This is a genomic window from Nicoliella lavandulae (assembly GCF_037546185.1).
Lineage (GTDB): Bacteria > Bacillota > Bacilli > Lactobacillales > Lactobacillaceae > Nicoliella > Nicoliella lavandulae.
Window position 1 is genome coordinate 808011 of record NZ_JAWMWH010000001.1, and the last position, 12397, is coordinate 820407.

At 36.6% G+C, this 12397-nt stretch carries 12 protein-coding genes; 9 read left to right on the forward strand and 3 right to left on the reverse strand.

Going from position 1 to position 12397, the window contains the following annotated elements; translation table 11 throughout:
* Window positions 1-19: 19 nt before the first annotated feature.
* From R4146_RS03735 to R4146_RS03745, 3 genes are read right to left on the reverse strand one after another with little or no spacing between them, the layout of a single operon-like run.
* On the reverse strand, window positions 20-922 hold the full coding sequence (locus tag R4146_RS03735; RefSeq protein ID WP_339960653.1) for an IS3 family transposase: 903 nt from the start codon (window positions 920-922) through the stop codon (window positions 20-22).
* Window positions 886-1395 (reverse strand): helix-turn-helix domain-containing protein, encoded by a 510-nt coding sequence (locus tag R4146_RS03740; RefSeq protein ID WP_339959675.1) that lies wholly within the window; start codon window positions 1393-1395, stop codon window positions 886-888. Before R4146_RS03740 ends, R4146_RS03735 begins: the two co-directional genes overlap by 37 nt.
* 56 nt (window positions 1396-1451) lie before the next feature.
* Window positions 1452-2111, reverse strand: coding sequence for a DUF1361 domain-containing protein (locus tag R4146_RS03745; RefSeq protein ID WP_339960097.1), 660 nt, complete (start codon window positions 2109-2111; stop codon window positions 1452-1454).
* A gap of 141 nt (window positions 2112-2252) precedes the next feature.
* On the opposite strand from R4146_RS03745, the gene cdaA reads away from it, so the two are divergent.
* From cdaA to R4146_RS03790, 9 genes are all read left to right on the forward strand, one after another.
* Window positions 2253-3101: a diadenylate cyclase CdaA gene (gene cdaA, locus R4146_RS03750; protein WP_339960098.1), complete on the forward strand. Its 849-nt coding sequence runs from the start codon at window positions 2253-2255 to the stop codon at window positions 3099-3101.
* Between the two features lie 2 nt (window positions 3102-3103).
* Entirely contained in the window at window positions 3104-4063 is a 960-nt protein-coding gene (locus R4146_RS03755; RefSeq protein WP_339960099.1) for a CdaR family protein, read from the forward strand.
* Window positions 4064-4082: 19 nt separating this feature from the next.
* On the forward strand, window positions 4083-5429 hold the full coding sequence (gene glmM, locus R4146_RS03760) for a phosphoglucosamine mutase (protein ID WP_339960100.1): 1347 nt from the start codon (window positions 4083-4085) through the stop codon (window positions 5427-5429).
* 188 nt (window positions 5430-5617) lie between these two features.
* Window positions 5618-7438: a glutamine--fructose-6-phosphate transaminase (isomerizing) gene (gene glmS / locus R4146_RS03765; protein WP_339960101.1), complete on the forward strand. Its 1821-nt coding sequence runs from the start codon at window positions 5618-5620 to the stop codon at window positions 7436-7438.
* 84 nt (window positions 7439-7522) lie between these two features.
* Window positions 7523-7645, forward strand: a complete 123-nt coding sequence (locus R4146_RS03770) for a hypothetical protein (RefSeq protein ID WP_339960102.1) — start codon at window positions 7523-7525, stop codon at window positions 7643-7645.
* 114 nt (window positions 7646-7759) lie between these two features.
* Window positions 7760-9223: a glucosaminidase domain-containing protein gene (locus tag R4146_RS03775; RefSeq protein WP_339960103.1), complete on the forward strand. Its 1464-nt coding sequence runs from the start codon at window positions 7760-7762 to the stop codon at window positions 9221-9223.
* Window positions 9224-9313: 90 nt separating this feature from the next.
* Window positions 9314-10450 (forward strand): ABC transporter ATP-binding protein, encoded by a 1137-nt coding sequence (locus R4146_RS03780; protein ID WP_339960104.1) that lies wholly within the window; start codon window positions 9314-9316, stop codon window positions 10448-10450.
* A gap of 11 nt (window positions 10451-10461) precedes the next feature.
* Window positions 10462-10785 carry a hypothetical protein gene (locus R4146_RS03785; protein WP_339960105.1) on the forward strand — a complete coding sequence of 108 codons (324 nt, stop codon included), beginning with the start codon at window positions 10462-10464 and terminating at the stop codon, window positions 10783-10785.
* A gap of 443 nt (window positions 10786-11228) precedes the next feature.
* Complete coding sequence (locus R4146_RS03790) at window positions 11229-12383, forward strand: cation:proton antiporter (protein WP_339960106.1); 1155 nt, start codon at window positions 11229-11231, stop codon at window positions 12381-12383.
* Window positions 12384-12397: the final 14 nt, after the last annotated feature.

Below are 12397 nucleotides of genomic sequence, written 5' to 3' on the forward strand. Positions count from 1 at the left end.
CATTATTATATTGTTTTTCCTAGGCGGAAAGTTTCCGGTATTGAACCGGTGACTTTCCGCCTAGTTTTGTTTTAATACGATGATTATTGTAATAATCAATCCATATTTTCATTGACGACATTAAATCTTCTTTAAAGTCATAATTACAGTCCATGATTTCAGCTTTCATAATATGGAAAAATGATTCCATAGGTGAGTTATCTATACAATTCCCCTTACGGGACATACTTTGAAATATCTTATTCTTCTTAAGCTCTTTTTGCCAGATATGACTTTGATACTGAGCTCCCTGATCACTATGAATTGTCGTTCTGTATGGTAAATCCTTAACTAATTGAATAACTTCTTTCAACGGTTTCATAACACAGTTCATATTTGGATGGCTGCTAATGTTATAGGATATTATTTCACCAGAAAATAAATCCATAATAGGTGAAAGATAAATACGATGATTAATATCACAATTTCCATATCTGAATTCACTGATATCAGTACAGAGCTTTTGATATGGTCTGTCAGTATTAAATCTTCGATTTAATTGATTTGATTTAAGTTTTCCAACCTGACCACGATAGGAATTATACTTACGTGTTTTTCTTGAATATGATGAAGATAGTAAATTATTCTTTTTCATTATCTTTAATACTAGTTTGTGGTTAACACGGTATCCACGATTAGTTAATTCTAAACACACTCTTCTATATCCGTAGGATTTATTTTTATCTTTAATATCCTTGATAATTTTAGCGATTTCAGCGTGCTTATCAGGCTTATTTTGGATTGATCTAATATAATAATAAGTACTTCTAGATATCCTTAATGCCTTTAGTATTAATGTTTTAGTGGTATGGTATTTCAGCCTTAGTTCGTCGATTATTTTAATAATTACTTCTGGTCTTCTTCGTCGTCTAAGGCCCTCAATTTTTTTAAGAAGTCATTCTCTATTCTCAACATTAAATTTTCTTCTTCAATCTTCTTCAATTTTTCTTTATCGGTATTAGTATTGTTTGATTCGGCTTTGTTAGTTTTCCTTTTTGTCATGGCTTTTCTTTCCCTTCGGGACAATAAACCATCAATACCTTTTTGCTCTAGTCGTTTTTCCCAAGTCCAGATAGTTGATGGAGAAGGAATATTAAAATGATAAGCTGCCTCTGGATAAGATGATTTAGTCGTTTTCATCCAGTTTAATATATATTGTTTCTCTTTGGTAGAGTATTCGATTATATTCTTTCTTTTTTTAAGACCATTTAGTCCATGTTTTTTGTAACTCTTAACCCAACATAAAACAGTATTTCTACTTTTAACTCCAAAGTTTCTAGCCACCATTTGCGATCCCATACCGTTTAGGTATGCGTTAATTACATTTAATTTATCTTCTACTTTATATTTAGACACAAAAAAACACCCCAAAGTTTTGTACAAACTTTGGGGTGCAGTGCATGCTGGTTTTTTTATTTGGTTTCAATTTTAGGACGTTGGTTAATGATGATTAACCAGTAAATAACTAGTTGTAAAATCGTCATAACTCCAGTGAAGATCAACATGTCTGGGGTCCACATTCGTACTAATGGCATGATGAATAACCGGGGGCTTAATAACAAGTAGATGGTATGCAATCTTAAGAAGCGACCAATAAAGACCCCAACGGAGGCCGTAAACGTCATTAATAACACTAATAATCCGTAAATGAATTTGGATTTACAGTGTAACTTATTCATTAGTGATTTAATGGTTTCTGACAGTGACCATGCCCCAACGAATGCGGAAACCAATGCACTAATGGTTAACAATAGGTAGTCGATCCACATTGGCGTAGATAATCTTAATAGACCGGTCGTTTGATCATATGGTGATAATAACGAAAGGTGAAATAAGTCAGTTAAGATGTATGGCGCATTTGGATAAAAAACGATCCAAAGAAATAAAATCGGCCAATATAAAATGCTCGCATTAACTGTTCTTTGATGTAGATGAAACCCAATTTCAATTGGAATGTAGGCCAAGAACGTGTTTAACAGTAAAAACCCAAATGGCTGTTTAGAAAAAACGGCTAATATGCCGAACCAAATTAAGAAAAATATTCTAATTTGCCATCTTTTTGCTAGGTGCACCCGAAAACCCCCTTACTATATTTATTAACTCTATTTTAGTCTAATTCTAACAAAAATGTGTAAGTTTTAGAACGATGTTTAAAAATAAGTTATTAATAACGTGATATAATGTAGTTAGCGTTAATATTTGGGGGTTATAAAATGAGTAACTTTTGGAGTAATCTATTTACTCTTAGTCACTTTAGTAGTTTGATTGACATCTTAGTAGTTTGGTTTATTACATACGAATTGATAATCTTATTACGAGGGACCAAAGCAGTCCAATTATTCAGAGGAATAATTGTAATTGCAGTGATTAAAGTTTTAAGTGTTCTATTAGGACTTGGAACCGTCTCTTGGATGATGGATCAAGTCATTAATTGGGGATTTATTGCAATTATTGTTATCTTTCAGCCAGAAATTAGACGAGGGCTAGAACATCTAGGTCGCGGGTCCATTCTATGGCACACTAAAAATCAAAATGAAGAAACTAAACACATGATTGAAAGCTTGGATAAAGCCATTCAGTACATGTCAAAACGTCGAATCGGGGCCTTGATTACCATTCAAATGGAAACGGGACTTGAAGATTATATCGAAACGGGGATTGAATTAGATGCCCATATTAGTGGCGCATTATTAATTAATACGTTTATCCCGAACACGCCCCTTCATGATGGGGCGGTAATCATTCGTGATCATCGGATTGCGGTGGCGGCAGCTTACTTACCATTGTCACAAAGTACGATGATTCCTAAGGAATTAGGAACTCGGCATCGTGCGGCAGTTGGAATATCTGAAGTAACGGATGCTTTGACCATTGTTATTTCTGAAGAAACTGGTGAAGTGTCAATTACGAAGGATAATGAATTGCTACGGGGAATGACTCAACAAGATTATCTCAAGTTCTTACGTGATCAACTAATCAAGAAACAAGAAGTCAGCCACAATATCTTTACGATTATTGGTAGCTGGATTAGTAGCTTTACTAAGGGTGGAAAGGGGAATTAATAATGAAAAAGTTCTTTAATAGCTCTTTCTTTTACTTAATTCTTTCATTGGTCTTTGCAATTTTACTATATGTATATGCTAATCAAGATAAGCTAACTTTTACTAATAATGATAATGATAGTATTACTCAATTAGCATCTACTAAGAAGGCGAATGTTTCTGCTAATTTACAACTAAACGTAAATAGCAGTAAATACTTTGTAACGGGGTATCCTGATAAGGTCAACGTATCGCTTAGTGGACCTACTGCATTAGTAACCACTACGACGAATACCCAGAATTTCCATATTTATGCGGATTTAAGTAAACTAGGAATTGGGAAGCATAAAGTTCGGCTGACTCAGTCTGGTTTAAATTCTGAATTGCAGTATAAAATTAATCCGTCATACATTACGGTAAACATTCAACCACGTCAAACAGTAAGTCTACCAGTTAAGGTAAGCTATGATAAGGATGCAATTGCCTCTGGATATGAAGTTGGCAAACCAATTGCTTCTGATAGTAAGGTTAAAGCAACTGGGGCTTCTAGCGAAATTAGCAAGGCAGTTAAAGTCATTGCCAAATTGAACTTATCACAAAACACGAATAGTACGGTAAATTCACAAGCCATCTTAGAAGCTGTTGATGCTAAGGGAAATACCGTTAGTGTAATTTTGACACCGGCAACGACGAATGTTCACTTACCAATTAGTAGTGGCAACTACAAACAATTACCATTAAAATTCCAGGCTAATAATAAAGCTTCCAATAAAACATATGCATTTACTTCGAACACTAAAAAAGTAAAGGTTTTTGGAACTTCAAGTCAGCTTGAAAAAATAAAAAATGTTATTGTTAATGTTGATGTTAGTGACATTAATGCTAGTGAAACTAAAACCATTCAATTAGATAAATCATTAAGTAAGGTCAGTGGCTTTGACCCAGACCGGGTTAAATTTAAAGTCACCGTCAAAGACAAGTAAGAAATGAGGAATAATTAAAATGAAATATTTTGGAACCGATGGAGTTAGAGGAATTGCCAATCAAGATTTAAGTCCTGAATTAGCATTTAAATGTGGACGTGCAGGTGGTTATATTTTAACTAAGCACTCAGCGAGTGACCGTCCCCAAGTGTTGGTGGCTAGAGATACTAGAATTTCTGGTCAAATGTTAGAAGAAGCCTTGATTGCCGGTTTATTATCAACTGGAATTGAAGTGTTAAGACTAGGCGTAATTACTACGCCAGGGGTTGCCTACTTAGTCCGGACTCAAGACGCAGCTGCTGGAGTAATGATCACGGCTTCGCATAATCCTGCTGAATACAATGGAATTAAGTTCTTTGGTTCTGATGGTTACAAGTTATCTGATGAATTAGAAGAAGAAATCGAAGCGATTTTAGAAGCTGATCATGATGATTTGCCACGCCCATCAGCTGCTGGGTTAGGGACTGAAGATGACTTCTCAGAAGGTGCGCAAAAATACATTCGGTTCTTAAATCAAACTGTTTCTGACGATATTGCAGGGATGCACATTTGTGTGGATGCTGCAAATGGATCCACTAGTAATTTGGTTTCACGCTTATATGCGGATGCTGGGGTTGAATTTGATACTATGGCTACAATGCCAAATGGAATTAATATCAATGACCAAGTGGGTTCGACTCACCCTGAACAACTTCAAAAGATGGTCGTTGAAAAGGGTGCACAAGTTGGTTTTGCCTTTGATGGTGATGGTGACCGTTGTATCGCCGTTGATGAAGAAGGAAACATTGTTAATGGTGATAAGATCATGTTCATCTGTGGTAAGTACATGGCAGAACACGGTCGTTTAAAGCAAGATACCATTGTAACGACGGTGATGAGTAACCTTGGAATGTACAAGGCAATGGAAGCTAATGGAATGCACAGTAAGCAAACCAAGGTTGGTGATCGATACGTAGTCGAAGAAATGAATGCGGGCGGTTACAACCTAGGTGGGGAACAATCTGGACACATTGTGTTCTTAGACTTTAATACCACTGGAGATGGAATGCTTACTAGTTTACAATTACTCCATGTAATCAAAGCAACTGGTAAGAAACTATCTGAACTAGCTGCTGAAATGAAGACGTATCCACAAAGATTAATCAACGTTAAGGTCAAGGATAAGGGAGCGGCACTTGATAACCTATCTGTTCAAGATGTGATTAAAAAAGTTGAATCTGAAATGAATGGTGATGGTCGAGTGTTAGTCCGGCCTAGCGGGACTGAACCATTATTACGGGTAATGGTCGAAGCAGCGACTCAAGAAACTTGTGATAAGTATGCCCAAACCATTGCGGATGTAGTGAAAAAAGAATGTGGAATTTAAATCATTAAAAGGCCGTTTGAAGGGCCTTTTTTTGTTGCTCTGAGATTTAAAAATAGATATACCAATTTTTGTTTTTAATCGTTGACATATCTTCTGAATGGTTGTAAAGTTAGAACCTGAATGATTAATAAAGAATATAAATATTGTCTATACCAATTTAAAAATTAAAACTAAAAGGGGCTTATATTATGTGTGGAATTGTTGGAGTAACTGGTAATGATAATGCCGTAAAGTTACTAATCCATGGACTTGAAAAACTTGAATATCGTGGTTATGATTCAGCTGGAATCTACGTTAATGACCAAGATGGTCACGACTACTTAGTAAAACGGAAGGGTGCCATCTCTGAACTTAAGGCAGCAATTACCCCAGAAGTACACGGTAGTACTGGAATTGGCCATACTCGTTGGGCTACTCATGGTGGAGTGACTGTTGAAAACGCCCATCCTCAATTTTCTCAAGATGACCGTTTTTACTTGGTTCACAATGGAGTAATTGAAAACTACAAGGAATTAAAGAAGGATTACCTTTCAGACGTTAAGTTTACTAGTCAAACTGATACTGAAGTTGTAGTTCAATTAGTTGATCATTTCGTAGTTAAGGATGGAATGACCACTAAGCAAGCATTCTTAAAGACTTTATCACTATTAAAGGACGGGGCTTCATATGCGTTCTTATTAATGGATCGGGAACAACCAGATACATTATATGTTGCTAAGAACAAGAGTCCACTATTAATTGGACTTGCTGATGGCTTCAATGTCGTTTGTTCTGACTCTGTGGCAATGCTAAACGTTACCCACGACTTTTTGGAACTTAAAGATGGAGAAGTTGTTACCGTTAAACCAAATTCAGTTGATATTGAAGACCGGGATGGTAATCACATCGAAAGAAAGCCATTCCACGTTGACACTGACGCTTCCGAAGCTGATAAGGGAATTTACCCATACTACATGCTTAAGGAAATCAACGAACAACCAAATGTTTTAAGAAAGCTATCTCAAAAGTACCTTTCTGATGATGGTAGTTCTAAAATCGATACGAAGTTATTAGATGCAATGAAGGCGGCTGATCGACTTTACATTGTGGGAGCTGGAACTAGTTACCATGCTGGATTAGTGGGTAAGAACCTCTTTGAAAAATTAGTAGGAATTCCAACTGAAGTAGAAGTGGCATCTGAATTTGCTTACGATGACCCATTGTATTCAGAAAAGCCATTCTTCATCTTCCTTAGTCAAAGTGGTGAAACTGCTGATAGTCGGGTGGTATTACAAAACGTCACTAAGCGTGGCTTCCCAACTCTTACCATCACGAACGTTCAAAACTCAACGCTTTCTCGTGAAGCTGATTACACATTATTATTAGATGCTGGTCCAGAAATTTCAGTGGCTTCGACTAAGGCTTATACTGCTCAAATTACTTTAGAAGCCATCCTTGCTAAGTCATTAGGTGAATCATTAGGCATCAAGCGTGCTGAAGACTTTAACTTAAGACAACAATTAGGATTAGTGGCTACTGGGATGCAAGCAGTGATTGATGAAAAGGATCAAATTGATCAAATTTCAAAGGATTACTTTGTTAAGGCTACTAAGGCATTCTACATTGGCCGGGGGATTGACTACTATGTTTCATTAGAAGCTGCTTTGAAGTTGAAAGAAATTTCATACATCATTGCTGAAGGCTTTGCTTCTGGTGAATTGAAGCATGGAACCATTGCATTGATTGAAAAGGGAACCCCAGTGATTGCAATCGTTACCCAATCTAAGACTGCCGGGTTAACACGGAATAACTTAGAAGAAACGAAGTCACGTGGTGCTAAGACATTTACGATTGCAACTGAGGCATTATCAGAAGATGGTGATGACATTGTATTGCAAGACGTTGATGAAATGCTCACACCACTATTAAGTGTAGTCCCAGCTCAATTATTAGCTTATTACACTAGTTTGAACAAGGGCTTAAACGTTGACCGTCCTCGTAACTTAGCTAAGAGTGTTACGGTGGAATAGTTAATTAGGGTTCCGTTTGTTACTTATGAATTGAATTGTGCTACACTAATAGTATTGAACTCGTTATAAAGGTGGTGGCATATAATGAAATTTACTAAGAAGCATAAAGCCCAAAAGAACAGTCAACGTAAACAAGCGACCTGGGAAAAGTTTAAAAATCAACAAAATAAATTAAATGCCAGTCGCAGAGGCGTTAAACAAAGATAAATAATATGTAAAAGCGCAAAATTCTTTTGAATTTTGCGCTTTTTTTAAGTCCTTGTAATATGTTTATGGTATTCTATTCACAAAGATTCTATTAAAGGGGAGCCATGAGTAAGTATGTATCATAAATTTAAGGTTGGAATTGGAATTGTCTTAACGCTGATTATGACGATTAGTTTAATGGGTCGAATTGATGCCCGTGCTGATTCATCATCTGACTTCGTTAGCCAAATGTCACCAGTGGTGGTAACGGTTGCTAAAAAGTATAACCTGTATCCATCATTAATGCTGGCACAAGCTGCACTGGAAAGTAGTTATGGACAAAGTTCTTTAGCCACTCAAGGCTATAATTATTTCGGAATTAAGGGTAGCTATAATGGACAATCAATAACATTAAAGACAGCTGAGTATAATAGTAGTGGAAGTATTTACTATACAAATGCTAGCTTTAAAAAATATCCAAATGCGCAGGCGTCATTGGATGACTATGCGCAATTAATCCGAAATGGATTAGTGGGGGCATCTAATTTTTATTCTGGAACATGGAAGGAAAATACTAAGTCAGTTAATGATGCGGCGACGGCATTGGTCGGTAAATATGCGACTGATCCTAACTATGCGAATAAGTTAATTAGCATTATTAACCAGTACAATTTAACTAACTTGGATAATGGGATTACAGAACAAAGTAATACGGTTGCGAATGGACAAGCTAATAGCGCTAGCTCAAATGCTAGTTCTAGTAGTAGCACCACCACTACCACTACTAGTAGTTCCGATTCAGCGGCTACGTCTAATTCATCAAATAACGTTAAGGTTAGCTACTATTTAGGGGATGGTGACGAACAAGTTGCGTTATCAGGCTCATTTCGTAAACAGGGACTCTTTAGTAAAATTCAAGGGACCACTAGCAATGTTAAGAACTACAATTGGAAAGCTAGCTTAAAATCTGGCAGCCCAGTGTATGTTGATAATGTGGGCTATGCTACTGGAAGTACTGGTAAACAAACGTGGTATCGAATTCGCTTTGCTAAGAGTCGTACTGCTAAAAAGTACTGGGTTAAATCGCAAGCATTATCCTTTCCAAGTGTTAAATACCTTAAATTGAGTACTAGTGTTGATTCAGGACTACTTAGTAAGAAGGTTGCTTATAATCATATTTACGGTTCTTCGACCCTAGCAAGTAAAATTAACGACCCTGAGATTGCTAACCGGGTTAAATATAATATCAACATGATTGCTTTATCAGGAAGTAAGAACGATGCAGAAGTTTGGATGCGTTATTCACTCGATAATGGTAGTAACGCCTGGGTTAAGATCAAACATGTTAACGGCATTCAAATGTTGCCAGTTAGCATAACTAGAAAGATCAGCTCACAGTATAGCCAATACACGCTATATAGTAATCCCCCTCAAAAGGGAGTTAACCAGTCTGCAATTGCTTGGAATACGGTTCCAGCTGCTCAAATTTCGAAGGTGAAGGTTAGTTCATTAGCAGTGGATGCTTACGATAAAACAGTCTGGGCAAACATTCAAATTGGCAATCAAAAATACTGGATCAATAACAACGCACTTTATTAGCCGAATAAACTTTCAGATTCTGGTTTTGTTTGATATAATGTTATTTTGTTGTTATCCAGAAAACGAATTTAAAAGTAGGAAGTATTAAAAATGGCAGAAGAACAATACAAGATTAAAGTACAAAATGTAACGAAGGAATATGATTTATTTAAGACCCAAACTGAAAAGTTGAAGTCTTTCTTCTCAATTAATAATAAGAACGTTCCTCACTTCTGGTCGTTAATGGGCGTTTCATTTACCGTTAAACCTGGGGAAGCCCTTGGAATTATTGGGGTGAATGGTTCTGGTAAATCAACCATTTCTAACATTATCTCAGGGATTATTCCACAAACGACCGGTGAAGTTGATGTAAAGGGTGACACTTCGATCGTTGCCATCAATTCCGGACTTAAGAAAAACCTAACGGGACGGGAAAACATTCGCTTAAAATCATTGATGCAAGGATTGACCAATTCAGAAATTGATACCATGATGGACGACATCATTTCATTTGCTGATATTGGTGACTTTGTCGACCAACCAGTTAAGAGTTACTCTAGTGGGATGAAGTCACGGCTTGGGTTCTCCATTGCCGTTCACATCAAGCCTGATATTTTAATTATTGATGAAGCATTGTCTGTTGGGGATGATACTTTCTACCAAAAGTGTGTTGATAAGATTTCTGAATTTAGAAATGAAGGCAAGACGATTGTCTTTGTTAGCCACGCTTTAAAACAAGTAGAATTACTTTGTGATCGGGTGGCTTGGATTAACTATGGAAAGCTCAAGCAAATCGGACCAACTGAAGAAGTAATTAAGGAATATCGTAAATTTACTGCTTGGTTCAAGAAACTAAGTAAAAAGGATAAAAAGAAGTTCGAAACTGAACAAAAAGATATCCAAAAGCACTTTGATATTAATAAGTATGAACAATCAGTAATCAAAGCAGAAACAGATGCCCATCCAGACGAAAAAAACGTTGCTAACGTTGTTAACCATCGATTCTACGGCTCTGTGTTACGTGAAAAAATGTCATGGCTATCAAAAGGCGTTACTGCCTTAGTAGCCTTAGCCATTGTCTTTTTCTGTTTAGTCAACGTTTCTGGTCATACGGTGACCCACGTGTTTGCAAAACCAGCTAGTTTGTTCAAACCAACTAAGGTCTTAGAAGTTCCAAACAACCGGACGCATAAGACTAAGATCGTGTATGAAAATAAGACTAAAAAACACCATAAAAAGAGTGAATAGGGGCGACATCCATGGCTGATGATGAATATAAGAGTCACGAAACCCTAACCCTAATTGAAGAAATTACCCGGTTAGATGGTTCCAAATATATTGAAATTAGCAATATGGTCCAAAACGGCCGCGCTGAATTAGCTGCTGAGCGTGGTTTAATCAAAGAAGTTCGTATCATTCAATTAAATATCCCACATTCGGTCCATGTGATTAAATACGAAGATTATATTAATCGTAATTACACCATGCCTGAAGAAAAATTTGATCATTTTGAAGAATGGGCTAAGCCAGAGACGATGCAATCAGAAATTGCAGCAATTTTAAAGGAAAATCATGTGGGTTAAATAAAATCACCGCAACTATTACGAGTTGCGGTGATTTTATTTAGCATAAAAAACCGTTTCGAAATGAATCGAAACGGTTTTTTTGATATGTGTCTGATAAATTAGTAGCATGTGCGAAAGAGAAATAGATATACCAATCATCAGTGAGGTGATACTATGTATCTTTTAAAAAAATTAATCTTTTTTAGAAATGCTTATCAATTACAAATATAATATTACCAAATTGTCCCATAAATATCAAACTAAATTTACAATTTTTTTAAATTATTTTGCTAGCCGTTTAATTTTGCATAACGCTGAGTATCTAGTTTAAATTAGATATGATATTATTATATTATAGCTGAATATTTATGGTTGGAGCGCGCGCTTTCAAGAATGGTCCTGTTTTGGGTTGGCAGGAATTCTGGAAGTGGGTGTTTTTTTGTGTTTATGGGAGGATTTAGATGGCATTTTTATTAGTAATCATCATCATATTAGCGGCTGCGTATTTAATGGGCAATTTAGCACAATTAATTAAACTGCCAGCGGTAATTGGGCAATTATTAGCCGGCATTATTATTGGACCGGGGGTGTTAAACTGGGTTCAATCAAGTAGTTCCATTCAGCACCTAGCTGATTTGGGCGTTATTTGCTTAATGTTTTTAGCCGGATTAAACAGCAATTTAGATCTTTTGAAACGATACTTAACACCTAGTTTAACGATTGCAGTATTAGGGATTACAATGCCAATGTTATTCATTACCTGGTTAGGATTAATGATTCAGTGGCCACTAAAGGATGCGTTGTTCTTGGGAGTTATTTTTAGTGCCACTTCGGTTTCAATTACCGTGGCGGTGTTAAGTGAACTAGGTAAATTAAACGGCCGGATTGGAACGATCATTTTAGGGGCAGCCGTTGCTGATGACGTCCTAACGGTCATTTTATTAGGGCTAGTCGTTACGTTTACTGGAGAGCGTTTAAACGGCCAAATTACAGCTGGTTTAAATCCGGGGTTGATCTTACTGATGCAAGTTAGTTATTTTATCGTTATTTACTTGGTCATGAAAGTGGGCTTAAATCAGCTGTTTAGATTTATCCAACGATTTAAATTCGCATATGCCAATGCAACGGTCGCCCTGTTGATTGGATTGACGTTTGCATTGATTGCAGAATTAATTGGTTTAAGCGCAATTACAGGCGCCTTTTTTGCAGGATTAATAATTAGTCGAACTAAGGTGAAGAAAAGCTTAAATCGCCAAATTAGCGCCTTAACGTATCTATTATTGGTGCCAATCTTTTTTATCAGCATTGGGTTAGCCATGAAGTGGAACGGAATAATTGATCAATGGCCATTGTTTTTAGCTTTAACTGGATTAGCAATTGTAACTAAGTTAGTGGGTGCCGGTCTAGGAAGTAAATTGTTTGGCTTTAATTGGACGGATAGCCTGATTATTGGGGCTGGAATGGTGTCACGGGGTGAGGTGGCATTGATCGTGGCCCAGATCGTATTTGCTAATCAACTGTTAAATGTTGATCAGTATTCAGCAATTGTGGGTGCGATCATTGTGACAACGGTGCTGTCACCGCTGATTATAAAACTGAGTTATAGTATCAAATAAAATAAAAAAAGCTG

Bases quoted from the DNA above. Each gene is read 5' to 3' on its own strand.
- glmM (WP_339960100.1), top strand. From the start codon at position 4,083: ATGAAATATTTTGGAACCGATGGAGTTAGAGGAATTGCCAATCAAGAT.
- R4146_RS03755 (WP_339960099.1), top strand. From the start codon at position 3,104: ATGAAAAAGTTCTTTAATAGCTCTTTCTTTTACTTAATTCTTTCATTG.
- R4146_RS03785 (WP_339960105.1), top strand. From the start codon at position 10,462: ATGGCTGATGATGAATATAAGAGTCACGAAACCCTAACCCTAATTGAA.
- R4146_RS03790 (WP_339960106.1), top strand. From the start codon at position 11,229: ATGGCATTTTTATTAGTAATCATCATCATATTAGCGGCTGCGTATTTA.
- cdaA (WP_339960098.1), top strand. From the start codon at position 2,253: ATGAGTAACTTTTGGAGTAATCTATTTACTCTTAGTCACTTTAGTAGT.
- R4146_RS03770 (WP_339960102.1), top strand. From the start codon at position 7,523: ATGAAATTTACTAAGAAGCATAAAGCCCAAAAGAACAGTCAACGTAAA.
- glmS (WP_339960101.1), top strand. From the start codon at position 5,618: ATGTGTGGAATTGTTGGAGTAACTGGTAATGATAATGCCGTAAAGTTA.
- R4146_RS03780 (WP_339960104.1), top strand. From the start codon at position 9,314: ATGGCAGAAGAACAATACAAGATTAAAGTACAAAATGTAACGAAGGAA.
- R4146_RS03775 (WP_339960103.1), top strand. From the start codon at position 7,760: ATGTATCATAAATTTAAGGTTGGAATTGGAATTGTCTTAACGCTGATT.